This is a genomic window from Cupriavidus sp. Agwp_2, assembly GCF_040784895.1.
Classification (GTDB): Bacteria; Pseudomonadota; Gammaproteobacteria; order Burkholderiales; family Burkholderiaceae; genus Cupriavidus.
Window position 1 is genome coordinate 1388810 of record NZ_CP088084.1, and the last position, 22349, is coordinate 1411158.

Below are 22349 nucleotides of genomic sequence, written 5' to 3' on the forward strand. Positions count from 1 at the left end.
TTGTGTGGTCCGCTTCAGGCCGCTTCAGGCCGCGTCGGGAATCCTGCCGGCCAGCACCGCGCGCAGCGCGGCTTCGCCATACACCGCCGCCACGGTTTCATCGAGGATGGGATTGCCGCGCAGCTCGCTGCCACCATCGACGGCGATGCTCTGGCCGGTGACCCAGCCCGATTCCGGCCCTGCCAGGTAGCGCACCGCGCTGGCAATGTCGTCCGGCTCGCCGGCGCGGCCCAGCGGCATCTGCGCAACGAACTTGTCGAGCATGGCCGGGTTCTCGAACATCGGCCCGGTCGCGCCGGAGCGTGTCAGGCCCGGCCGCACCGCATTGACGCGGATACCGCATCCGGCCAGTTCCTCGGCCGCCGCGCGCACGAATGCTTCCAGGCCCGCCTTGGCGGCGCAGTATGCCGACAGCCAGCGGCAGGTCATGCGTGCCGCGTTCGAAGAAATGCAGACGATCGCGCCGCCATGAGGCGCCATCAGCGGCGATGCGTGGCGTACCGCCAGGAAGGCGCTGGCGATATTCAGCTCCAGCTCCGCCATCAGTGACGGGGTGTCATGCATCAGCATGGGACGGAAGCCCCCGCCGCCGACCGTCGCCACCACGATATCGAGGCGGCCCCCCAGTTCCCAGGCCTGCTGCAGCGCGGCCTGCACGTCAGCCTCGCGGCAAGCGTCGCCGACGTTGATGGCAACCGTGGCGCCGGCCACTTGCGCAAGCAGGTCGCGCCGTGCCGCTTCCAGCGCTTCGCGGCGCCGGCCCATCAGCACTACCGCCGCGCCGTCGCGCAGCAGCGCCAGCGCGCTGGCCGCGCCTATGCCACCGGCACCGCCGGTGACGAGGGCCGTCTTGCCTTCCAGTACACGGTCCGTGGTCATCGTGCCCCCTGCAGCGGCAGGTCCTGCGTCCACTCGACCACCAGCTCGCGCGCCGCGATGCGCCACTGGCCCTGGGATCGCTCGAAGCGGTCCTGGTAACGGATGCCCCAGTCCAGCTTGCGCGGCACGCCGCCCTGCTCGTACAGGTGGTTGGCCACGCAATAGGTTTCGCCGGCCGCGGTATCGCCGTCGATTTCCACCAGTTGCTGGTGCACGTGATGCTGCGTGGCGTGGTACTGGCCGAGCGCCGTCATGCCGTCGGCGATCGCTTGCGGTCCGTCCATGCGGAAGCCCGGCCCGCTCAGCCGCGCATCCGGGGTGAACAGCTCCGCCAGGCTTGGAAAATCGCGCCGGTCCACTGCCTGCGCGTAGCGGCAGGTCAGCGCGTGAATGGCTTGCTTGTGCTCCAGTTCGGACATGGCCAGGCTCACTCCTTGGTTGTGACCGCCCGGTGCAAGATGCGCGGCCGGTCGTTGGGATGGTGACTATCGTCAGCCCTGCCGCGCAGCGGGCCATCGTCCGCGTGGAGTAGCCGGTGGGCAGGCCGCTTAGTCCGAACGAAGGATGTACCGGGGCCTCGCCCGCCCCAAGCTTCGACGAGCGCGGGCAGCCGCAACGGCGCCCGCCCATCACTGATACAGGAGACAGACATGAAGCAGGCGGAACAGGCCATCGTCGCGGTTGTCACCGGTGGCTCGCGCGGTGCCGGCAAGGGCATCGCGCTGGCGCTCGGCGCTGCCGGCGCCACGGTGTACGTGACCGGGCGCACGGAACAGGAAGGCAGCGCGCCGCTGCCAGGCACCATCCATGCCACGGCGCGCGAGATCGATGCGCTGGGCGGGCGCGGCATCGCGGTCGCGTGCGACCATCGTGACGATGCGCAGGTTGCGCGGTTGTTTGCACAGGTGCGCGAGGAATCGGGGCGGATCGATATCCTGGTCAACAACGCCACCTTCCTGCATGACGAACTGATCATGCCCGGTCCGTTCTGGCAAAAGCCGCTGGAGATGACCGGTATTCTCGACGTGGGCCTGCGCTCCGGCTACGTGGCCAGTTGGCATGCGGCGCCAATGATGGCGGCGCGCGGGCGGGGGCTGATCGTGTTTACATCATCCTTCGGCGCCAATTGCTATATGCATGGGCCGGCTTACGGGGCGCAGAAGGCCGGCATCGACAAGTTCGCGCATGACATGGCGGTTGACTTGCGCGCGCATGGCGTCGCCGCGGTATCGGTATGGATGGGGCCGCTGCGCACCGCGCGCACGCAGCGCGTGTGGGAGCAGCATCCCGACAAGTACGCGTCATTCGCACCGGTGGCGGAGACCCCTGAATTCACCGGGAAAGTCATTGAAGCGCTGTATCGCGATCCCGAGCTGATGGAGAAATCGGGCCAGGTGCTGATCGCGGCGGAGGCGGCGCTGGAGTATGGGATTGTCGATGCCGAGGGGGTGCAGCCGCCTTCGTACCGGGAGGTGCTGGGTGGCCCGCCGGCGGTGCATCCGGCGATCGTTGAATAGGGATTGGACTAGCCAACGCCCCGCGCATCGCTCCCCTCTCCCGCAAGCGGGAGCGGGGAGGAACAAGCGCGGCTTTAGCTGCCCTGCGACAACAACCCCGTCGTAAACACCGTCGACCGGATCAACCACTCCCCATCGACCCGCACATACTCGTCCGCATAACGCCCGGTCAGGAACGTACGCAAACCACTGGCATCATCAAACGCCAGGTACGCAAGATCCCAGCTACCCTGCGCCGACGCCTCATCCAGCAGCCGGATATCCGACTGCCCGGCAAAATGCATCTCGCGCAGCGTAGGCCGGCAAGCCAGCTCCGCAAAACACTGCACGAGCGCATCACGCCCGGGAAAGCTGCCAATGCGGTCATAGTGGATATGCGCGTTGTCCGGCACGAAGCAGGCCCGCATGGCTTCGGTATCCTTGTCATCGCAGGCGCGCAGGTAGCGCAACTTGAGCGCCCGGATCGCATCCGAGGCTTCCAGCCGCGCAAGGCGGTCGGCAATGCTGGCAATGTCGGTCATATTCAGTCCCCCGTTGATCAGCCTTCGCGCAGTTGGTACTTCAGCACCTTCCCCGCCGCGCTGACCGGCAGAGACGCCACGAACTGCACCTCGCGCGGCACCTTGTAGTTGGCCATCTGCCTGCGCGCCCAGACGATCAGGGTTTCGGCATCCAGGCGTGCGCCGTGGCGCAGGACGACGTAGGCGCGTCCGACCTCCCCCAGGCGCTCGTGCGGCATGCCCACCACGGCGACCTGGGCTACCGCCGGGTGGGCTGTCAGCAGCTTCTCGACCTCCGCCGGGTAGCAGTTGAAACCGCCGACGATGAACATGTCCTTGATGCGGTCGGTAATGCGCAGGTAGCCACGTGCATCGAGCGTGCCGACATCGCCCGTATGCAGCCAGCCGTCAGCGTCGATGGCTTCTGCCGTCGCGCCGGCCAAGCCGAAGTAGCCTTGCATCACGTTGTAGCCGCGCACCAGCACCTCGCCCGGCTCGCCGGTGGCGACCGGCTGCCCCTGCGCATCGATACAGCGCAGTTCGATCCCCGGCATGGCGCGCCCGGAGGTGCCGGCAACCGTCTCGGCATCGTCGCCGGCGCGGGTCAGCGTGGCAAAGCCGCAAGACTCGGTCAGGCCGTAGCCGGTAATCACGGTGTCGAAGCCCAGTTCATCGCGCATGCGTTCGATCAGCACGGGCGCGATCGCCGAGGCGCCGGTCACCGCAACCCGCAGCGATGACAGGTCGAACTCGCGCAGCCGTGGCGCGTTGAGCAGCGTCTGGTAGAGCGTCGGCGGCCCCGGCAGCACCGTGATGCGTTCGTTCTCCACGCGGGTCATCACGGCGTCGGCATCGAACACCAGGTGCGGCAGCACCGTGGCCCCGCGCGACAGCGCGGCAAGCCATCCCGCCTTGTAGCCGAAGGTATGGAAGAAAGGATTGACGATCAGGTAGCGGTCCCCGGCGCGCACGCCCGTGATCGCAGCCCAGCCGTCGACGGCGCGCAGGTTCTGCGCGTGGGCGGTCATCACGCCCTTGGGGCGCCCGGTGGTGCCCGACGTGAACATGATGTCCATCATCGTGTCGCCGCGCACGCCGGCCTCGCGCTGCGCGAAAGCCGCCATGTCTGACTGCTGCGCCAGTTCAAGGAAGCCATCCCACGCCAGCTCGCCGTCGGCCAGCGCCCTGCCCTGCCCGGGCCGCAGGATCACCAGCCGCTCCAGCGTGGCGGGACGATGCGGCGCCAGCATCTGCGGATAGCTTTCGCCGAGGAAGTCGTCGACACAGAACAGCAGCCGCGCGCCGCTGTCTGCCAGCACGGTGCCGGCTTCGGCACCTTTCATGCGCGTATTCAGCGGCACCAGCGCCGCGCCGACGCTTTGCGTAGCCAGCGCCGCGATGATCCATTCGGAGAAGTTCGGCGCCCACACGGCAACCCGGTCGCCAGCCTGTACGCCGAGCGCCATCAGCGCGCGGCCCGCCTGGATCCGGCAGGCATCCAGCGCGGCATAGCTCAGGCGCAACCCGTCTTCCTGGATGGCGATGCGCTCGCCATGGCGTAGCGCCGCGCGCCGCACCAGTTCGGGAATGGTGGCGGCAATGTCCTCATGGGCAGCGGCGTCGAGGGTCGCCGGCTCCGCAATGGCGTCGATGGTGTCAGATGGGGTCATGTCAATCCGGGAACTTCAGGTGGATTTCATCGCTCGCCGGACGCGCCTGGCAGGCCAGCGTCCAGCCCGCGTCCAGGTCGGCACGGTCGAGCACATGGTTTTCGCCGAGCGTCACGTCGCCCTGCGTCACCTGGCACATGCAGGCGCCGCACAGGCCTGCCCGGCAGGAGCTGGGGGCGGCCACGCCGGCGCGCTGCAGCGCGTCGAGCAAGGTCTCGTCGGGCGCTACGTTGAGCTGGTGTGTGTCTGCGTCGAGCTGCACCGTCAGCGCCGCGCCGCGCATGGCGGCCGGCTCGATCGAGGCAGGCCCCGCCGGGGGCCTTGCCGCCGGTGCATCCGGCAGGGAAACGAAGCGCTCGACATGCAGCTTGCCGCGCGGCACGCCAAGCTGCTGCAGCGCCGCCTGCGCCGCGTCCATGAACGGGCCCGGGCCGCAGACAAAGCACTCGGCCAGGCTCCAGGGCCGCACCAGCTCCTCTATCTGGCGCTGCGTCGGCGGCCCCTGCACGCTGTCCAGCCAATGGATCACGCGCAGCCGGCCGGGGTGGTTGTTCGCCAGTTCGCCGAGCGCCTCGCGGAAGATGATGGAGTGCTCGTCGCGGTTGGCATACACCAGCGTCACCGCGCCGCGCCCGTGGCGCAGCGCCGCCCTGGCGATCGACAGCACCGGCGTGATGCCGCTGCCACCGGCCAGCAGCAGGAAATCGCCGTACAGCGTGGGCGGGGTGAAGACGCCGGCAGGCGGCATCACCTCGACCGTATCGCCCGCGCCAAGGTGGTCGCAGATCCAGTTGGACACGCGCCCGCTTTGCACCCGCTTGATCGTCACGCGCAAGGCGTTGTCCACTTCGGGCGTGCTCGACAGCGAATAGCAGCGCTGCAGCGGCACACCGTCGACGGGCACGCGCAGGGTCAGGAACTGCCCGGGACGGTAGGCAAAGGTGTCGCGCAGGCCGTCCGGCAGCGCGAACACCAGCGAACGCGCATGCTCCGTTTCCGTGACGACTTCGGCGATCTGCAGCCGATGGAATTGCACTGGCGCCATGATGTCCTTCTTTCGCTCTGGGTGGCGTCAGGCCACGCCCATGATGGTCTGCGCGTTGTCGATGCGCAGTTCCGCGCCATTGATAAAGCGCGATTCGTCGGAGGCCAGGAACAGCACCAGGTTGGCCACGTCGCGCGGATGGCACATGCGCTGCATCGGCTCGGCGCCGCCGACTTCCTCCGGCAGCGCGGTGGCGCCGCCGGGCAGGAAGGCCGCGGTCATCGGCGTGAGGATGCCGTCCGGATGGATCGAGTTGCAGCGCACTTTGTAGCCGCTCTGCTTGCAGTGGCCCGCCACGGCGCGCGTCAGCGCCGCCACCGCGCCTTTGCTGGCACTGTAGGCACAGAACGCGCCCATGCCGCCCAGAGCCGCCACCGATGACATGTTCACAATGCTGCCGCCGCCCGCCTTCATCGCGGCCACGCCGTACTTGCAGCCGAGGAAGTAGCCGTCGGCGTTGATGCGCATCACGCGCTGCCATTGCTCCAGCGTGGCGTCCTCGACCGAACCCAGCACCAGGATCGCGGCGTTGTTGACCAGCACGTTCGGCGCGCCGAAGCGCTGTACGGTGCGCGCCATCACCTGCTGCCAGCCGGCTTCACTGGCGATGTCGTGCGGCACGAACAGCGCGGTCTCGCCGATCTCGCGCGCCAGCGCATGGCCCGCTTCCTCGTTGAGGTCGGTCAGCACCACGCGCGCGCCTTCGCGCGCCAGCAGCAGTGCGTCTTCCTTGCCGACGCCGCTGGCGGCCCCGGTGACGATCGCGATCTTGCCTTCAGTACGTCGGCTCATGGAAAATCTCCTCGTTGGTGTGTGCCTGCCGGTCTGCGGCAGGCTGTTGTGTCAGGTGGCGGCCGGTCAGGTGGCGGCCGGCATTGCGCCCCGACCAGATGCAGTCGGCAAGCGAGAGGCCGCTTACGTAATGGTTGGATGCGATGCCCACCGCGGTCCGGCCTGCGGCGTAGAGGCCCGGAATGGGGGCGCCGCCTGCGATGGCCAGCACCCGGCCGCTGGACTCTTCCACGGACAAGCCGCCAAGCGTGATCGCAGGACAAGGGAAGACGCGGCTGTTTGCCGAGATGTCGATGGCGAGCCATGGCCCGGTTTCAAGCGAGGCGCACATCTGCGCCGACTTGCCGGCCGGATCGGCAATCTCGCCGCGGGCAGCGGCGTTGCAGGCATCGATCGTTGCCCGCAGCGCCGCGCCGGGCATGCCCAGCTTGTCGGCAAGGGCCTCCAGGCTGGCGGCACGGCGCGCGCCGGTCAGCATCAGCAGCGCGGCGGGCAAAGCCTGGAAGGCCCAGAGCCGCCCGCCAGCGCATTCACGCAGGGCGGCGCGCGCCAGCGCGCGGTTCAGGATCAGCCACGCGCGCCCGCCATGCCGTTCGCAGATGGCGTGGCCCAGCGTGGCGCCATAGGTTTCCTCGTTGCCGATGCGCGCGCCCCGGCCGTCGACCACGCATCCGCGCGCCCAGTCGAACGGCGGATTGATAAAGCGCCAGGCAGACACGCGCTCCATGTGCCGCACGGCCGCACCCGCTGATTCGCCGAGCCTGATGCCGCTGCCGTCGCAACCGCTGGCTCCGAGGCGCCAGTTCTGCAGATACTTGCCGGCGTGGCGCGCCACCATGGCGCGGTTGAAGATAAAGCCACCCGTGGCCAGCACGACGGCGCGGGCGCGCACAGCCACGGGCCGTGCATGGCGCAGCTCGAGCTGCAGCACGCGCTGGCGCAGCAGGTCGGCGACGCCCGGCATGCCGTTGTGCAGGCGCTCGGCAAGCCGCGACAGGCGGGCGTGGCGCTTCTGGTGGCGTCCCGGTGGCACCTGCCACAATTCGACCCCGATGACTGCGCCGTCCTTGTCCACGATCAGCCGTCGTGCCGCCGCCCGGCGCATCACTGTGATGTCCGCCCGGGCTTCCACGGCCCCGCGCAGCGCGTCGTACAGCGTGCGGCCAGACATGCCGGGGCCTTTCACGCGGTGCCCGCGTGGCGCCGGCGCGGCGTGCTGCGCATATGCGGCCACGGCTTCGTTGCCGGAGTAGTAGAGGTAATACGGCTGCGCCGGGTATGACGTCTTGCGCGGCGGTACGGTGGCGGCAAAGCGCACGCCAACACCTTCCAGCCAGCCGATCATGTCGCGGCTATGCTCGCAGAATGCCTGCAGCGAGGCCTCGCTGACGACTTCGCCGGTCTCCTGGCGCAGGTAGTCCGCCATCGCCTGCGGCGTATCGGCATAGCCCGCGGCGGCCTGGTAAGACGTGCCCCCTCCGGCATAAACCACCCCACCGCTCTTCGCGCTGGCGCCACCGCCTTCGAAGCGCTCCGCGACGATCACGCGCGCGCCACCGTGCGCTGCTTCCAGTGCGGCGCAAGCGCCCGCTGCGCCGAAACCCACCACCACCGCGTCGCAGACTGCCTGCCACCGGTGCGCGTCGGGGTCATCGAGCCGCAACGGTGCGTAGACCGGCGTAACGGAATCGGGATGCATGCTTGTGCCCCTTGCTCAGGCCGAACACAGCGCGCGCAGCGGCGCGGAAGTCGTATAGGCGCCGTCGACATAGACCAGCGGCGACACCTCGCCCGCCAGCCGCACCTCGCGCAGCCGCCCGATGAAGACCGCGTGCGTGCCGTAGTCGAAGCGTCCGTCCTGCTGGCAGACCAGGTTGGCCTGGGCGTCGCGCAGGCACGGCACGCCAAGCAGGTCGTCCTCCCACTCGCCGCTGGTAAAGCGTTCCTCGCCCTTGAGGCGGCCGCTGCAGTCGACCGCGATGTCCTGGTGGTCGGCAGCCAGCAGGTTGATGCAGAAGTCCGTGCCGGCGTCGAGCGGCGGGTAGATCGACGAACCGCGGTTGATGCAGATCAGCAGCGACGGCGGATCGGCCGACAGCGAATCGACCGCCGTCACCGACATCGAATAGCGGCGCTCGCCCTGGCGGCAGCTGATGACCGCCACCGAACGCGCCATGCGGCGCATCGCCTTCAGCATGTCGTCGCGCAGCGCGGTGCTGGTTTCGGCGCTGGTGTCTGAACTGGCGCTCATAGGGCCTCCTGTACGGTTTGAGCGTGGGGCGCGGCGGCGGGCCGCCGCGCTTGCTGCGCGATCACGTCCGCAGCGATATAGCCGAAGGTCATGGCCGGGCCCAGGGTGGAGCCCGCGCCGGGATAACTGCTGCCCATCATCGAGGCACTGGTATTGCCGATGGCGAACAGGCCGGCGATGGCGCTGCCGTCCTCGCGCAGCACGCGCGCGCTGGCGTCGGTCACCAGCCCGCCCTTGGTGCCGATATCGCCGGCATCGAGCCGCACGGCGTAGAACGGTGCCTTGCCGATCGGTGCCAGGCACGGGTTGGGCCGCACCGCCGGATCGCTGTAGTAGGTATCGAACAGGTTGTCGCCCTTGCCGAATTCCTCGTCGACGCCGGTGGCGGCGTAGCGGTTCATGCGGGCGACACTGCCGGCCAGCCCGTCGGCGTCCACCCCGATCCGCTGCGCCAGCTGCGCCAGCGTGTCGGCGCGCACCAGGATGCCGGACATGCCCGCCGGAATGCTGCGGTCCGGCATTACCGAGCCCGGCAGGATCGGCCCGCACGGGTATTTGTGGCGGAAGGTTGCGTCGAACACCATCCACGCCGGCACGCTGCAGCCGGTCTTCTCGTGGTCGCGGTACATGGCCGGCACGAACTCGGAATACGGCGCGGCCTCGTTGGCGAAGCGCCGGCCCTGCCCGTTCACCACCAGGCAGCCCGGCATGGCGCGCTCGATAAAGAGCGCGCGCTGCTTTTCCTCGCCCTGCACGTGCAGGGTAGGCGCGCCCCATACGTGCGACATCAGCGCTACGCCGGCGCCGGCGGCCTGCCCGGCGAGGATCGCGTCGCCGGTGTTGTTGGGCGGCGTCGCGCTCCAGCCGGCCTGCGTCGGCTGCGGCAGGTATTGCTCGCGCATGGCCTGGTTGCGCTCGAAGCCGCCGGCGGCCAGGATCACGCCGTGCAAGGCGCGGATTTCCAGCGGCTGCCCGGCTTGCAAGGCGCGCACGCCGCGCACCGTGCCGTCTTCGACGATCAGGTCCTGCAGTGCGGTGTCCAGCCACAGCGGAATGGCGCGGTCCATCATCGCCCGCCGCAAGCCACCGACCAGGCTGTTGCCGAGCGTGAGCCGCCGGTCGCGCGGGGTCTTGCGGCGCCAGCCGAAGTCCAGCCAGTAGCGTGCGAACTGGCGCACCGCCAGCCCGAACCAGCCGGGCGAGCGACTCAGCAGCGCGTGCGCCTCGCCGGAGGTCACGGCCACGCGGCCGCCCACCAGCGTGCCCGGCGACGGTGGACGCAGCCGGTCGAATTCTTCGCGCAGGCGCGCGCCGTCGAACGGCATCGGGTCGAGCGCTCGGTAGCCGGGCATCGCGCCGGGCAGCTTCTGGAAGTAGTCGGCGTAGCGCGGCAGCGTGTAGTAATGCACGCCAGCCTGCTGCTCCAGGTACTGCAGCATGCGCGGCGCCTGCTCCAGGTAGGCAAGGATGCGCTGCGGGTCGCCGTCTTCGCCGGTGCAGGCGAGCACGTATTCCAGCGCCCTGGCATGGTTGTCCTGTCCGCCCGCCGGCGCGATATGGTGGTTCTGCGGAATCCAGATGCCGCCGCCGGACACCGCCGAGGTGCCGCCGTACTGGCTGCTCTTCTCCAGCACCACCACCGACAGGCCCCGGTCGGCGGCGCGGCACGCGGCCAGCATGCCGCCGGCGCCTGAGCCGATCACCACCACGTCAAATACTTTCGCCTGCATGCGCGCTGTGCTCTGGGTCATGATGGATTCCCTTGCCGGTGCGCGGCTTCAGATGAAGAAGTCGGTGTTGGCGCGGCCCATCATCACGCCGCCCAGGTTCTGGCCGAAGCGGTCCAGGTTGTTGGCGTAGTGGGCGCGCGCCGCGTGCAGGTCGAGGAAGCGGCGCACCATCGGGTTGGTGCGGTAGATGCCGTTGCCACCGGCATACCGAAGCAGGCTGTTGGCCAGCTGCGCGCAGCGCTCGGCCACCTGGGACGACTGGTAGCGGAAATGCAGGCGGCGCGGCGTCTGCACCTGGCCACCTTCGCGCGCAACCGCCAGCAGCTCGTCGAAGTTGCGTTCGAGGACGGTGCGCATTTCGTCGACGGCCACCTGGGCATTGGCGCAGGCCAGTTGCGCACCGCCGTCCTCCGCGGTCTTGCTGCCGCCATTGCTGCTGACGCGGCCGTCGGCGTAGGCGACGAAATCGTCGAGGGTTCCCTCCAGCGCGCCGATGCACGCGGTGCACACGGCACGCACGAATATCTGCGCGAATGGCAGGCGGTACAGCGGCACGTCGTTCACCGCCAGGCCCGGGCTGGTGCCCATGGCGCCATCGACGGCGCGGTGCGTGCGGTAGTCGGGGACGAACACATCATCGACGACGATGTCGTGGCTGCCGGTGGCGCGCAGGCCCAGCACGTCCCAGTTGCGCACGATCCTGTAGTCGGAGCGCGGCAGCAGGAAGGTGCGGTAGTCATAGGCGCCGCCCGGTTCGGACGGCGGCACCAGGCCGCCAAGGAAGATCCAGTCGCACAGTTCGCTGCCGCTGGAGAACTTCCAGTGGCCGGAGAAGCGATAGCCGCCTTCGACCGGGGTGACCTTGCCGACCGGCATGTAGGTCGAGGCGATCAGCGTGGCGGGATCGTTGCCCCAGACCTCCTGCTGCGCGCGCTCGTCGAACAGGGCGAGCTGCCAGTTGTGCACGCCCACCACGCCGTAGACCCAGGCGGTGGACATGCAGCCCCTGGCCAGCGCCATCTGGATGCGGAAGAAGGTCTGCGGGTCGAGCTCGTAGCCACCGTGGCGGCGCGGCTGCAGCACCTTGAAGAAGCCCGCGGCCTGCATCTCGGCGATGGTTTCGGCGGGGATGCGCGCTTCGGCTTCGGCACGGGTGGCGCGTTCCGCCAGCGCGGGGATCATCTGCTCGGCGCGCGCGATCAGGCGCGCGGCCAGTTCCTTGGGGTTGTTGTCGTGATGCACCGCGGTCTCCTTTGTGCTTTGTCTTGTGGCTGGCGTTGATGTTTGCATCGGGTGGGCGGGGCGCCATCGTCTGATGGGACTAGCTGTTTCGCGATTCGGTGCGCGGCACTTCGTGGATGCGCCGGCCCTCTCCCCCGGCCCCTCTCCCGCTTGCGGGAGAGAGGCGCAAGCCATCGGTCAGCAGATGTTCACGCCAGCGCGCGCAGCTTGCGGCCCTGCTGGCGGAAATGCGGGATCACGTGCTCGCCGATATTGCGGATGGTCTCGAGCTGCGCCCACTGCGGCACCGTGCCCATCTGGCAGATGAACAGGATTTCATCGGCGCCGGCATCGATCAGGCGCTGCACGTAGCCGATGCAGTCCTCCACCGTGCCGTAGGCGTGATTGGGGTTCAGCATCATCATCGACGGGTCGCTGAAGTCCACCGAGACCTTCTCGGAAGCAAACTTCGTGTTGATGACAGCCTTGCCCTGCGCGTCCGTCGCGGTGACATGCTCGTCGTCCCAGGCAGCCGGATCCGGGCGCTCGCCGCCGGCGTACCAGTACGACAGCGACTCCATGAAATAGCGCTGGCCCTTGATGCCGATCTTGCGCGCGGCCAGTCCATCCTCCAGCACGATGGTCGGGCACAGCGCGGCGAGATGCTGGTGCGGACGGAAGCCGACCTGGTCCTCCGGCTTGCGGCACTCCCACGCGGTGCGATAGATCTCGTTCTTCCTGGCCACATCCTCCGGGCCGCCGAAGCCGAGCACCAGCGCACCCATGCCGCGCGCGCCGGCGCGTTGCAGCGTGTCGGCATTGGTGCAGGCCAGGTACATCAGCGGATGCGGATCCTGGCGCGGCTTGGGGTGGATCGGGCGGCGCGGGATCTTGATGAACTCGCCATCGTGCTCGATCTCGTCCTGCGTCATGATCTTGGGGATCAGGTACATCGACTCGTCGATCATCGGGTGCAGGCTGTTCAGGTCGTAGCCAAAGGTGCCCGCTTCCTGCTGCGTGCCGCCCTTGCCCACGCCGAAGTGAACGCGGCCGCCGGACAGGATGTCGAGCGTGGCGATGCGCTCGGCCACCTTGACCGGGTGGTTCATCGCCGGCGGCAGGCACACCACGCCGTGGCCGATGCCGATGCGCTGCGTGCGCCCGGCAACGAAAGCGAGGAACGTTTCCGGCGCGCTCATGTGCGCGTAGTTGGTCAGCGCGGTGTGCTCGACCGCCCAGACCACGTCGAAGCCCATGTCCTCGGCCAGCACCACCTGTTCCATGATTTCATCGAACACCTTGTGGTCACCGGCGCGCGAGGCATCGACGGTCTGTGCTTCATAGATCAGCGAAAAACGCATTGCAGTCCCCTTCCCTTGGCATTGAATGGTTCAGGACCGCCGCCGGGACGCCGCCGGTTGCCGCGCCTCGGGCCGGAAGCGGCCTGTGTGCTTGCAGTGTGGGCGGCGCAAGGCGTTGCAACATCGTCTGATTGGATTATGAGCAGTGCCTGGCGCATCCCTATCATGGTTCGCGGGCACCGATGCCCGTTCTTGAACTTCGAAAGGACCAGGAAACCATGCAAGCCAGACTGCTGCTTTACCCCGTTGCAAACCTCGACGCCGCGCTGCCGTTCTTCACGGAAGGGCTCGGACTGGCCGTGAAGTTTCGCGACGGCGACCGCTATTGCGCGCTGGATGCGGGCGCACTCACGCTGGCGCTGGTGGCCGGCGAAGAACGGCTGGTGGACCAGGCCGCGCTCGCGTTCAAGGTGGATGAGGGTGAGGAGATTGCCGCGGCGATCGCGCGGCTGGTGGATGCGGGTGCCGCTGTGACGATGCCCGCGGCGCAGGGCCCGCATGAGACCCGCGCGGTACTGCAGACTCCGCAGGGCTTTGCGCTGGTGCTCAGCGCAAAGCCCTGACGTTTGCCTTAGCCCAGAGAAATCACGCTGCTCAGCAGCATGCGCACCAGCGTGGCCTGCCGGGTCACGCCGGTCTTGGAGAAGATCGCGCGCAGGTGCGCGCGTGCCGTGTTCTTGCTGATGCCCAGTTCGTCCGCGGCTTCATCGAGCGTGAGGCCGTTGGCGAGTTGCAGCGCCAGTTGCGTCTCCGCGGGCGTGAGGTCGAACAGCTGGCGCACCACATCGTGCGAGGCCTGCGAGCGCCGTTCGGGATCGCGGATGAAGACCACACAGGCCGGGCGCTTGCGGTTGTCCTCCGACCACTCGCTGAGCGGGATGGTGCGGATCAGCACGCCCAGCCTGGCGCTGCCGGACGGACGCGTGATCGACATCGCTTCCATCAGCGCCGGCGCGGTGCCCAGGTGCCCCATCATCGCCTGGCGCAGCGACCGCTGGAACTTGCGGTTCTCCTGGCCGTATTCCACGTCCAGCCCGCCCTTGGCGATCCGCATGCCGTCCTTGGCGCCCAGGATCTCGTCGGCGGCGGCGTTGGTCTTGATGATGGCGCCGGACTCGTCGAGGATCACCATGCCGACCAGCATGCGGTCGATGGCGCTGGCATAGACAGTGCGCTCCGACTCCACCACGTCGAGGCGCGAGTGCAGGTCCACCGCGCGCTTCAGGTGCGGCAGCAGCGCGGTGCACAGCGCCTTGTCGGCGGCCGAGAAGTCGCGGCCGTCATGCTTGCGGCAGACACGGAAGCGGCATTCCACGCCATCGTCGGTACGCAGGTCCGCGCCCAGGATGTAGCGGATGCCGATGTCCTTGAGGAACTGCAGGTAGATTTCGCTCTGGCACCAGACGCCCGGCCCGAGATGCTCGTCGATGGTCACCACGCGGTCCGACGGCAGGCCGATGAAAGGATCGAGCGCGTAGTAGTAGTTGTTGTAGGAAGTCTCGCCCGGTAGCGTCGAACCACCGTGCTCCGAGGCATTGATCATGAGCCCGCGCCGGTCCGTGGCAGGCGAGCGCAGGATCAGCGTGACGTAGTTGGCGTCGAGCTGCCTGCGGATCTGCTCCAGCGCCTTGCCCCACGGCACCTGTTCCATCGGTCCCTGGTAGATATTGCCCAGCAACGCGCTGAAGTCAGACAGCGACACCGTCGTCTGCGCGAACAGGTGCGCGGCTGCCTGGTTGTGGCTCGCCTCCATCAGCATTTCCTCTGTCTCCATTGTGGCGTGCGCAGCGCCCCGGACGTGCCGGGCGGCTGGCCTTCCTGCGAGCTCTGCGGCCCTTTTTTGTGCCCCGATTATAGGGACGGCGAAGGGGTCGCGGCTTGCCCCCTGCCTTCATGGTTTGCCCTAGTCCATGCCGGCATGACAGGCACGCCGGACTAGTCCCGCGGGACAGGCCAATCCTCACGCGCCGGCGTCGCAAACACATACTCCAAACAGACTAAGGGCAGACCCATGGCCGGCCAGGCGCGGGCAAACACCTATGCGCCAGATGGCGCCATGTGACGCCGCCCTACCCAAACAGACGATGCCGCGCCGCCGCGCCGCCGCTACAAGTCAGCCATGGGCGGCGATCCCCGCTGCCCGTCATTCCCGTTTTTTTCCACGGAGAACCATGACCATGGCGGCAAACCCGCGGCAGCAGGCCGCAGTGATCACCGGTGCGGGCAGCGGCATCGGCCGTGCGCTGGCACACGCCTTGGCGGCGCAAGGCTACGCGCTGGCGCTCGCCGATATCGATGCGGATGCACTGGAAGCGACGCGCGCGGCGCTTGCCGGCCAGGGGGCCATTGCAATTGCCATCCCGACCGACGTCGCCGACGCGCGCCAGATGGAGCACTTGTGCGCGGAAGCCTTCCTGCGCCTGGGCCGCGTCGACCTGCTGGTCAACAACGCCGGCGTGCTGGCCACCGGGCGCTGCTGGGAGCTGGCGCCGGAAGTATTCGAGCGCGTGCTGCGCATCAACCTGTGGAGCGTGCTGCACGCGCTGCGCTGCTTCGTGCCGCGCATGGCGGCGCAGGGCTCGGGCCATATCGTCAACGTGGCGTCGATGGCGGGCCTCGCGGTCGGCCCCTGGCTGGCGCCCTACACGCTGTCCAAGCAGGGCGTGGTAGCGCTCAGCGAAGGCCTCGCGCTGGAGCTGCAGGCGGCCGGCCTTCCGATCCAGGTGTCGGTGGTCTGCCCCGGCCCGGTCGCCACCGGCATCGCGGCGGACCTGGATGGCGCCGGCTCGCAGGAGGTGAACCAGATGAACGGCGCGCTGCGCAGCGGCATTGCCGCCGGCATGACGCCGGACGAGGTCGCGCACGTGATCCTCGATGGCGTGGCGGCCGGCCGCTTCTGGATCCTGCCGCACGAGCAGGCCGCGCAGGCCGCGCTGGCGCGCGCGCAAGGCATTGCCGCCGGCAGCCAGCCGGTGTTCGCGCTCTGAACTTTGAATCCTCAACGGCAACCGGGAGACACCATGCCGCTCGACCCCCAGGCCCGCGCCATGCTTGATGCCATGGCCGCCATGCCCAGCCCAGACTTCTCCACGCTGCGCGCCGCCGACTATCGTGCCGCGCTGGCGGCCATGCCGGGGTTCGCGCCCGGCGACGCCATCGCCGCGCAGCAAGACCTGACCCTGGACGGTGCGGCCGGCCCGCTGAAGGCCCGTCTGTACCGGCCGGACGACAGCGCCGCGCTGCCGCTTGTCATCTATTTCCACGGCGGCGGCTTTGTGCTGTGCGGCCTGGATTCGCACGACAACATCTGCCGCAGCCTGGCGCGCCGCAGCGGCGCGCTGGTGCTGTCGGTCGACTACCGGCTCGCGCCGGAAGCGCGCTTCCCGGCCGCCGCGGATGATGCGGTCGCGGCGGTGCGATGGGCGGCCGCGCATGCGGCGCAACTGGGTGCGGACCCGTCACGGATCGCCGTGGCGGGCGACAGCGCCGGCGGCAACCTCGCCGCCGTGGCTTGCCAGCAGTTGCGCGGCAGCGGCATCGCCCTGCGGCATCAGCTGCTGCTCTATCCCTACCTGGACTGCACCGATGGCGCGACGGCCAGCGCGAGCTATCGCGATTGCGCGGCCGGCTACTTCCTCGGCGCGGCGGAACTGGACTGGTATCGCACCCAGTACCTTGCCGATCGCGCCGACGCCGCCGACGTGCGCGCGAGCCCGCTGCAGCAGCGCGATCTGCATGCCCTGCCGCCTGCGACCATCATCACCGCCGAGTTCGACCCGCTGCGCGACCAGGGCGAAGCCTACGGCGAGGCGCTGCAACGCGCGGGCGACAGCGCCACCGTGCGGCGCTGGCCGGGGCAGTTCCACGGCTTTATCAGCATGCAGGGCGTGATCGACGCGGCCAGCGATGCGCTGGATGTGGCCGCGGCGGCGCTGGTCCGGGCATTCGGCAACAGCCGGCAGGAGGCAGCATGAACACGGCCAACGTCCTGCCGCCGATGGCCAACGTGCTTGCCGCGCTGGCCGCCGGCCAGCGCGTGGTGGTGATCGAAGACGAGACCGCGGAGGCCACTGGCTGCGTGCTGGTGGCCGCCGAACGCACCACGGAGGCCGACGTCAACTTCATGGCCGCGGAGGCGCGCGGCCTGGTCTGCATGGCCATCACCGAGGCGCGCCGGGATCGGCTGCAGTTGCCGCCGATGGCCGCCAACCAGCGCCAGCGCGAGCGCTACACGGTGTCGATCGAAGCAGCCACCGGCGTCAGCACCGGCATTTCCGCCGCGGACCGGGCGCTGACGCTGCGCGTGGCGGCGGCTGCGCGTGCGCAGCCGGCGGACCTGGTCCAGCCCGGGCACATCTTTCCGGTGGTCGCGCAGGCCGACGGCGTGCTGCGCCGCGCCGGCTTTGCCGAGGCCTGCTCCGACCTGCCCCGGCTGGCCGGGCGCGTCGCCGCCGGCGCCTATGCGATGCTGCTCGATGACGACGGCGACCTGCTGCGCGGCCCCGCCCTGCTTGCCTTTGCGCAGCACCACGGGCTGGCGGCGGTCTCGATCAGCGGGCTCATCCACCACCGGCTGCTGACCGAAGGCGCGCTGCGCCGCACGCACTCGACCCGGCTGGACACGCCGTTCGGGCGCTTCACCGTGCACGCCTACCACGACGCGCCGGCCGACGCGCTCCATCTGGCGCTGGTGCTGGGCGAGCCCGATCCGGGCCAGCCGGTGCTGACGCGCGTGCAGGCCGTGGAGATGCAGCGCGACGTGCTCGCCTTCGGCACGCCGCTGCAACCGGCCTGGAACCTGGAACGCTCGCTCGCCCGCATCGGTGCTGAAGGCTGCGGCGTGCTGGTGCTGCTGGACGAGCGCGAATCGCCGCAGCAGCGGCTGGAGCGGCTGGCCGCGCCGCCTGCCGCCGCGCCGGCGCCGGCCTTCGCCCAGCGCGCGCTGGGCGTCGGGGCGCAGATCCTGCGCGATGTGGGCGCGCACAAGCTGCGCCTGCTCAGCCACCCGGTGCCTTACCGCGCGGTCACCGGTTTCGAGCTGGAGGTTACGGAGTTTGTCCCGCCGGGCTGAGCGGCGCGCCGTAGCAGTCGGCAAAGCTGCGCGTAAAGCGCTCTACCTCGGCGTCGGGCAGGTGGTTGATGCCGCCGGCCAGGCGCCGGCCACCGCCGGTCTCGAAGCCTCGGCAGAAGTCGGCCGCGCCGGTGGCGCTGTGCGCAGGCACCCGCACGCTGACCGCAAAGCCGCCGCCGGACCTGGGCGACAGCAGGCCGATCGCATCGCCGGGACGCCCGCGCACCAGCTCATTGGCCAGCACCCCGATCGCACGCCGCGCCCATGGCGCGTCGGGCAGCACCAGCAGCGCCGCGCCAGGGACTTCATGCACAGGCGCCAGCCGGCGCGCCTGCGCCATGTCGTCCTCGTAGCCGTCGCACAGCAGCGCGTAGGCGTCGCATTGCCCGGCGAAATCCAGCGGGTCCGCGAACGGCAACATGTGCCGGGCCAGTTCGGCGGGATCGCAATGCAGGTCCGCCACGCACTCGCCATACGCGTTGTAGTTCAGGCAGGTGCCGAGCCGTTCCAGCAGCACGGTCTCGCGCGCGTCCAGCCGTGCCTGCGCCGCCATGGTGCGCGCCACGTCGCCCAGGTTGTCGCCAAAGGCAGCGGTGATGGCCCAGCGCTGGTGGCGCCCGGCCAGGTGGCGGTCGACCAGGATGCTGGTGCAGACCGCCGCGGCTTCGTCGATATGCGCGCGCAGCCCGGCATGCGACGGCAGTTCGCCGGCGTGATGGTGGTCGAAGTAGTCCACCTGCGCGCCGGCGGCGAGCAGCCGCAGCAGCCCGTCCCGGTTCTGTTCGAGCGAGATGTCCAGCGCGGTCACGGTATCGCCGGCGCAAGCGTCGATCCGCTCGAGCAGGCGGATATCGCGCTTGACGCCGGTGACCAGGGTCGCATCGCCAGGATGCGCCAGGCGCAGCTGCTGCAGGGCGCACAGGCCGTCGGCGTCGCCGTTGAAGGCAAAGTAGCGGGTCATGGCAGTTGGCAGTTGAGCAGTCAGTCCGGCGGGTCAGGGCATGAAGTCGCCACCGTTGGCATCCAGCGAGGCCCCGGTGATCGCCCGGGCGTAGTCCGACACCAGGAACAGCGCCGCGCGCGCGCAGTCGTCGTCCGTCGGCATGCGGCCCAGCGCGATCTGGGAAGCCACCGGTGCGATGATAGCGTCCTCGGCGACCCCCTGCTCGGCCGCGGCGTGGCGCACATAGCCTTGCACCGGCGCGCCCCACATCCAGCCCATGAAGATGCTGTTGGCGCGGATGCCATGTGGCCCCAGCTCGCGCGCCAGGTACTTGACCGCCACCGCCAGCGCGCCCTTGGACGCCGCGTAGCCCGATTCCCCGGGCATCGGCTTGCGCGTGGCCTGGGTATTGATCATCACGATGGCGCCGCCGCCCTGCGGCTTCATCAGCGCGGCCACCTCCTGCGTCAGCGTCATGGTGCCGAAGACATTGGTGTCGAACACCTGGCGCCACACGTCCAGGTCGGCGGATTCCACCGGCTCGGGGAAGTTGCCGTGCTGGAAGGCGCTGTTGACGAGCGCGTCGATGCGGCCGAAGCGGCGCATGGCCTCGCTGGCCAGATGGCGGGACTGGGCGCGGTCGGTGATGTCGGTCACCACCTTGAGCACTTCGCAGTCGGCGCCCAGTGCGTCGATGCGGGCCTGCGCTTCGTCCAGCCTGGCGGCGGTGCGCGCGGCAATGGCCACGGCGCGGGCGCCCTCGCGCGCGGCTTCCACCGCGAGCTTGATGCCCAGTCCCGGGCCGATGCCGGACACGATGACGATCTTGTCTTTCAGCAGCATATTGTTGTCTCCTCGATGTTTTCGGTATCAGTTAGCTGCGGGCTACGATGTGCCGCGCGCGATAGCCGGCAAAGTCGCGCTCCAGCTGAGCCTGGCTCAGCCCGAACTGCTCGGGCGTATAGGCGTGCGCCGCGCGCTGGTTGCGCGGATTGCTTTCCATCCATGCCCACATGCCGGCGCGCGCGGCCTCGGTCAGCGGCATGCCGGCAAAGCGGTAGACCGCCTGCGCCACGCCGAAGGGATCACGCACGGTGTCCTCGAAACGCACGTCGAGAAAGCGCTCGGCAGGCATGGCGTCGCGCACGGCCATGGCGTGATCGGTGCCGCGCCGCATCTGTTCGCTCCATTGCCGGCCCGCCGTGACGGGATCGGGCGCATCGGCGTACAGCTTCCACAGCGTATGCGCCATGCTGGCCATGGACGGGATGGTCTGCGCGGGATCGCGGTGGGTCAGCACCACCTGCGCCCCCGGGAAGACCCGGAACAGGACCTCCAGCGTATGCAGGTGCTGCGGTGTCTTCAGCACCCAGCGCTGCGCCGGCGCCGCCGGAGTCCCTGCGCGCTGGCGCTTCTGCCACTGCAGGAACTGCAGCATGGTCTTCAGCCAGGCATAGACTTCCGTGCGGTCCTGGCGCGCCAGCCAGTCGGCATAGGCGGGCACGTTGGCGTAGGAATCCATCGCACACAGGAAGGCATGCTCCATCAGCATGAATTCCTCGTCGGCGGCCATCGCGTCGAGCGGGTGGATGGCGAGGATGTCCGGGATGAAGCGGATCATCTGCGCGACTTCCTCGCGTGCCAGCGCGATGCGCCGGCTGGCGTCGCGCACGTCCTCGCCGGGCAGCGGCGCCGGGTAGCGGGTTTCCCACCACGCTGCCGAACAGAAACGCGCGTCGGTGGCCAGCATGCGCTGCAGCAGCGTGGTGCCGGTGCGCGGCAGGCCGACGATGACCAGCGGGTCTTCCACGCGTTCCTGCAGGATCTCCGGATGGCGCTGGCAGTAGTCCTGGATCACCAGCCGGTTCACCAGCTGCGCCAGCAGCTTGCCCTCCAGCAGTTGCGCGCCCTGCGGCGACAGGTTGGCCTCGCGTGCGAGCGAGCCGGACAGCACTTCCAGGGCCTCGCGGTAGTTGCCCGGGCCGAAGTCGGCCAGTCCGCCGGCCTCCTCGCTCGCCTGCGCAAGCAGGCGCTCCACGTTGATTCCATTCATGCGTTGTTCTCCCTGAGCGATGCAAGCTTGACCACGCGCGTGCGCGGATGCACCGGCTGCGCCGCCCCCACCCAGCGCCAGCACATGGTGCCGTTGCGGTGGCCGGCGGTCTCCAGCCAGTTGGGCAGGCCCGGATCGCGCGCGCTGAGGATGACCGTGACGCCGCCGCTGGCGTCGAGCCGGGCGCCGTGTTTGTTGATGCAGATGTCGTGGTAGCGGTAGTCGAGCGACTCCATCCAGTAGTTATTGATCTGGAAGTTCCAGAAGTCGCACGCCGGCACGTGGTCGACCTCGACCACCAGTGCCTCGTCGTCGGCCAGTTGCCAACCGGAGTGGTAGTAGAAGATGTTGGGATCGCCACCAGCTGCCTGGCACACCGCCTGGTCCGCGGGTGGCAAGGCGTTGACATGGCCGCCGTAGCCCTGTGCCCAGTTGGCAAAGATGCGCGCGGTGCCCTCGACAAAATCCGCGGCGCGCAGCAGGCCGCCGTGCAGGCGCTCCGCGCTGAGCGCGGGCGGCTTGCCATTGCCATCGAGCCGCTCGATGTGCAGTTCGGCCGGCGTCTCCGCCTTGCGGTCCAGGAACGTCTGGCGCACTACCAGCGCATTGGTGGCCGGCTCCATGCGCACCCAGTTGCCGTCGCGCGGCTGCGCGCTGAGGACGATCTCGAAGCTGCCGTCCGCCGCCACCGCCAGCCTGTTGCTGTCGATAAAACCGGTCTGCACCATGCGCCCGTCCGTTTCGTAGCCTCCCTTTTGCGTGCCGAAGCTGAGATACGCCACCGTGCCGCGCCGGCCGCGAATGCGGTATGCCGCATTGCCGTCCAGGCGCGCGTAGCGGTACAGGTTGTCCGGATTGTCCGCGCCGATCTTGGCGGTTTCATGCGACGGCGAGAAGAAACCAGGAAACGCCGGATCGGCAAATTCCACGTGCATCTCCAGCGCAATACGCAGCAATCGGCTCAGGTAGCGGAAGCCCTCGGCGCGCGTGAGCGCGTCGGTCGGCGCTTCCGGGCGCAGGATCTGCTGCCCGCTGCGCTTGAGCACTTCGCAAAACTCGGCCCAGGTGTGGCCGCTCAGCAATTGGTCTTCGGCGGTGGTCGCCATCTGCCTGCTCCCGTGGTTCGTCGGCGTAGCAACGATACCCAGCGCAGGGCAAGCGCCTCCTCGTCCGGGCGGACTAGGAAATGCGTGCGGCGGCCCGCGATTTCTTAGTCCGCCCGGACGAAGTGGCGCGGGGCCCCGGCTCGCTACCTTGTGGCCATGCCAATCCCTGTCCGGGGGCTGGCACAACTAAGAGGATCAAGAGGAGAACGC

The 22349-nt window shown here is 69.1% G+C and carries 21 protein-coding genes; 5 read left to right on the forward strand and 16 right to left on the reverse strand.

What is annotated here, in order from left to right; translation table 11 throughout:
* Positions 1-24 precede the first annotated feature (24 nt).
* Together LPA45_RS24040 and LPA45_RS24045 are read right to left on the reverse strand one after the other, a co-directional pair.
* Positions 25-879 (reverse strand): SDR family NAD(P)-dependent oxidoreductase, encoded by an 855-nt coding sequence (locus LPA45_RS24040; RefSeq protein ID WP_317925314.1) that lies wholly within the window; start codon positions 877-879, stop codon positions 25-27.
* Positions 876-1298 (reverse strand): nuclear transport factor 2 family protein, encoded by a 423-nt coding sequence (locus LPA45_RS24045; protein ID WP_116318680.1) that lies wholly within the window; start codon positions 1296-1298, stop codon positions 876-878. Before LPA45_RS24045 ends, LPA45_RS24040 begins: the two co-directional genes overlap by 4 nt.
* 231 nt (positions 1299-1529) lie before the next feature.
* On the opposite strand from LPA45_RS24045, the gene LPA45_RS24050 reads away from it, so the two are divergent.
* Positions 1530-2396, forward strand: a complete 867-nt coding sequence (locus tag LPA45_RS24050) for an SDR family NAD(P)-dependent oxidoreductase (RefSeq protein WP_317925313.1) — start codon at positions 1530-1532, stop codon at positions 2394-2396.
* A 74-nt stretch (positions 2397-2470) separates the two neighbouring features.
* Here the strand turns inward: LPA45_RS24050 and LPA45_RS24055 are convergent, their stop codons facing one another.
* From LPA45_RS24055 to LPA45_RS24095, 9 genes are all read right to left on the reverse strand, one after another.
* The gene (locus LPA45_RS24055) at positions 2471-2917 is read right to left on the reverse strand and encodes a nuclear transport factor 2 family protein (RefSeq protein WP_367395117.1); all 447 of its coding nucleotides are present in this window, start codon (positions 2915-2917) and stop codon (positions 2471-2473) included.
* A 17-nt stretch (positions 2918-2934) separates the two neighbouring features.
* Positions 2935-4566, reverse strand: coding sequence for a FadD3 family acyl-CoA ligase (locus tag LPA45_RS24060; protein ID WP_317925311.1), 1632 nt, complete (start codon positions 4564-4566; stop codon positions 2935-2937).
* 1 nt (position 4567) lies between these two features.
* On the reverse strand, positions 4568-5611 hold the full coding sequence (locus LPA45_RS24065; protein WP_116318684.1) for a ferredoxin--NADP reductase: 1044 nt from the start codon (positions 5609-5611) through the stop codon (positions 4568-4570).
* Positions 5612-5638: 27 nt separating this feature from the next.
* The gene (locus tag LPA45_RS24070; RefSeq protein ID WP_317925309.1) at positions 5639-6403 is read right to left on the reverse strand and encodes an SDR family oxidoreductase; all 765 of its coding nucleotides are present in this window, start codon (positions 6401-6403) and stop codon (positions 5639-5641) included.
* The gene (locus LPA45_RS24075) at positions 6387-8102 is read right to left on the reverse strand and encodes an FAD-binding protein (RefSeq protein WP_317925307.1); all 1716 of its coding nucleotides are present in this window, start codon (positions 8100-8102) and stop codon (positions 6387-6389) included. Before LPA45_RS24075 ends, LPA45_RS24070 begins: the two co-directional genes overlap by 17 nt.
* A 15-nt stretch (positions 8103-8117) precedes the next feature.
* The gene (locus LPA45_RS24080) at positions 8118-8654 is read right to left on the reverse strand and encodes a flavin reductase family protein (protein WP_116318687.1); all 537 of its coding nucleotides are present in this window, start codon (positions 8652-8654) and stop codon (positions 8118-8120) included.
* On the reverse strand, positions 8651-10405 hold the full coding sequence (locus LPA45_RS24085) for an FAD-dependent oxidoreductase (protein ID WP_317925306.1): 1755 nt from the start codon (positions 10403-10405) through the stop codon (positions 8651-8653). Before LPA45_RS24085 ends, LPA45_RS24080 begins: the two co-directional genes overlap by 4 nt.
* A gap of 27 nt (positions 10406-10432) precedes the next feature.
* Positions 10433-11626 (reverse strand): flavin-dependent monooxygenase, encoded by a 1194-nt coding sequence (locus tag LPA45_RS24090; protein ID WP_116318689.1) that lies wholly within the window; start codon positions 11624-11626, stop codon positions 10433-10435.
* 188 nt (positions 11627-11814) lie between these two features.
* Complete coding sequence (locus LPA45_RS24095; RefSeq protein ID WP_317924712.1) at positions 11815-12966, reverse strand: LLM class flavin-dependent oxidoreductase; 1152 nt, start codon at positions 12964-12966, stop codon at positions 11815-11817.
* 218 nt (positions 12967-13184) lie between these two features.
* Here LPA45_RS24095 and LPA45_RS24100 point away from each other — a divergent pair, with 218 nt between their 5' ends.
* Positions 13185-13529 (forward strand): VOC family protein, encoded by a 345-nt coding sequence (locus LPA45_RS24100; RefSeq protein WP_317924713.1) that lies wholly within the window; start codon positions 13185-13187, stop codon positions 13527-13529.
* 8 nt (positions 13530-13537) lie between these two features.
* On the opposite strand, the gene LPA45_RS24105 is transcribed toward LPA45_RS24100, so the two are convergent.
* A complete protein-coding gene (locus LPA45_RS24105; protein WP_116318692.1) occupies positions 13538-14725 on the reverse strand; it encodes a helix-turn-helix transcriptional regulator in 1188 nt (395 codons plus the stop codon).
* A 418-nt stretch (positions 14726-15143) separates the two neighbouring features.
* On the opposite strand from LPA45_RS24105, the gene LPA45_RS24110 reads away from it, so the two are divergent.
* The 3 genes from LPA45_RS24110 to LPA45_RS24120 are packed head-to-tail and all read left to right on the forward strand — an operon-like array spanning position 15144 to position 18037.
* A complete protein-coding gene (locus tag LPA45_RS24110) occupies positions 15144-15953 on the forward strand; it encodes an SDR family oxidoreductase (protein WP_116318940.1) in 810 nt (269 codons plus the stop codon).
* Positions 15954-15986: 33 nt separating this feature from the next.
* Positions 15987-16940: an alpha/beta hydrolase gene (locus LPA45_RS24115; protein ID WP_317924714.1), complete on the forward strand. Its 954-nt coding sequence runs from the start codon at positions 15987-15989 to the stop codon at positions 16938-16940.
* The gene (locus LPA45_RS24120; RefSeq protein WP_116318694.1) at positions 16937-18037 is read left to right on the forward strand and encodes a 3,4-dihydroxy-2-butanone-4-phosphate synthase; all 1101 of its coding nucleotides are present in this window, start codon (positions 16937-16939) and stop codon (positions 18035-18037) included. Before LPA45_RS24115 ends, LPA45_RS24120 begins: the two co-directional genes overlap by 4 nt.
* On the opposite strand, the gene LPA45_RS24125 is transcribed toward LPA45_RS24120, so the two are convergent.
* From LPA45_RS24125 to LPA45_RS24140, 4 genes are read right to left on the reverse strand one after another with little or no spacing between them, the layout of a single operon-like run.
* Entirely contained in the window at positions 18012-18998 is a 987-nt protein-coding gene (locus tag LPA45_RS24125; protein WP_317924715.1) for an acetyltransferase, read from the reverse strand. The genes LPA45_RS24120 and LPA45_RS24125 overlap by 26 nt on opposite strands.
* 33 nt (positions 18999-19031) lie before the next feature.
* Positions 19032-19823, reverse strand: coding sequence for an SDR family oxidoreductase (locus LPA45_RS24130; RefSeq protein WP_116318696.1), 792 nt, complete (start codon positions 19821-19823; stop codon positions 19032-19034).
* Between the two features lie 31 nt (positions 19824-19854).
* On the reverse strand, positions 19855-21033 hold the full coding sequence (locus LPA45_RS24135) for a sulfotransferase (RefSeq protein ID WP_317924717.1): 1179 nt from the start codon (positions 21031-21033) through the stop codon (positions 19855-19857).
* A complete protein-coding gene (locus tag LPA45_RS24140; RefSeq protein WP_317924718.1) occupies positions 21030-22139 on the reverse strand; it encodes a DUF1214 domain-containing protein in 1110 nt (369 codons plus the stop codon). The genes LPA45_RS24135 and LPA45_RS24140 overlap by 4 nt, the downstream gene beginning before the upstream one ends.
* Positions 22140-22349: the final 210 nt, after the last annotated feature.

Bases quoted from the DNA above. Each gene is read 5' to 3' on its own strand.
- LPA45_RS24040 (WP_317925314.1), bottom strand. From the start codon at position 879: ATGACCACGGACCGTGTACTGGAAGGCAAGACGGCCCTCGTCACCGGC.
- LPA45_RS24045 (WP_116318680.1), bottom strand. From the start codon at position 1,298: ATGTCCGAACTGGAGCACAAGCAAGCCATTCACGCGCTGACCTGCCGC.
- LPA45_RS24050 (WP_317925313.1), top strand. From the start codon at position 1,530: ATGAAGCAGGCGGAACAGGCCATCGTCGCGGTTGTCACCGGTGGCTCG.
- LPA45_RS24055 (WP_367395117.1), bottom strand. From the start codon at position 2,917: ATGACCGACATTGCCAGCATTGCCGACCGCCTTGCGCGGCTGGAAGCC.
- LPA45_RS24060 (WP_317925311.1), bottom strand. From the start codon at position 4,566: ATGACCCCATCTGACACCATCGACGCCATTGCGGAGCCGGCGACCCTC.
- LPA45_RS24065 (WP_116318684.1), bottom strand. From the start codon at position 5,611: ATGGCGCCAGTGCAATTCCATCGGCTGCAGATCGCCGAAGTCGTCACG.
- LPA45_RS24070 (WP_317925309.1), bottom strand. From the start codon at position 6,403: ATGAGCCGACGTACTGAAGGCAAGATCGCGATCGTCACCGGGGCCGCC.
- LPA45_RS24075 (WP_317925307.1), bottom strand. From the start codon at position 8,102: ATGCATCCCGATTCCGTTACGCCGGTCTACGCACCGTTGCGGCTCGAT.
- LPA45_RS24080 (WP_116318687.1), bottom strand. From the start codon at position 8,654: ATGAGCGCCAGTTCAGACACCAGCGCCGAAACCAGCACCGCGCTGCGC.
- LPA45_RS24085 (WP_317925306.1), bottom strand. From the start codon at position 10,405: ATGACCCAGAGCACAGCGCGCATGCAGGCGAAAGTATTTGACGTGGTG.
- LPA45_RS24095 (WP_317924712.1), bottom strand. From the start codon at position 12,966: ATGCGTTTTTCGCTGATCTATGAAGCACAGACCGTCGATGCCTCGCGC.
- LPA45_RS24100 (WP_317924713.1), top strand. From the start codon at position 13,185: ATGCAAGCCAGACTGCTGCTTTACCCCGTTGCAAACCTCGACGCCGCG.
- LPA45_RS24105 (WP_116318692.1), bottom strand. From the start codon at position 14,725: ATGCTGATGGAGGCGAGCCACAACCAGGCAGCCGCGCACCTGTTCGCG.
- LPA45_RS24110 (WP_116318940.1), top strand. From the start codon at position 15,144: ATGGCGGCAAACCCGCGGCAGCAGGCCGCAGTGATCACCGGTGCGGGC.
- LPA45_RS24115 (WP_317924714.1), top strand. From the start codon at position 15,987: ATGCCGCTCGACCCCCAGGCCCGCGCCATGCTTGATGCCATGGCCGCC.
- LPA45_RS24120 (WP_116318694.1), top strand. From the start codon at position 16,937: ATGAACACGGCCAACGTCCTGCCGCCGATGGCCAACGTGCTTGCCGCG.
- LPA45_RS24125 (WP_317924715.1), bottom strand. From the start codon at position 18,998: ATGACCCGCTACTTTGCCTTCAACGGCGACGCCGACGGCCTGTGCGCC.
- LPA45_RS24130 (WP_116318696.1), bottom strand. From the start codon at position 19,823: ATGCTGCTGAAAGACAAGATCGTCATCGTGTCCGGCATCGGCCCGGGA.
- LPA45_RS24135 (WP_317924717.1), bottom strand. From the start codon at position 21,033: ATGAATGGAATCAACGTGGAGCGCCTGCTTGCGCAGGCGAGCGAGGAG.
- LPA45_RS24140 (WP_317924718.1), bottom strand. From the start codon at position 22,139: ATGGCGACCACCGCCGAAGACCAATTGCTGAGCGGCCACACCTGGGCC.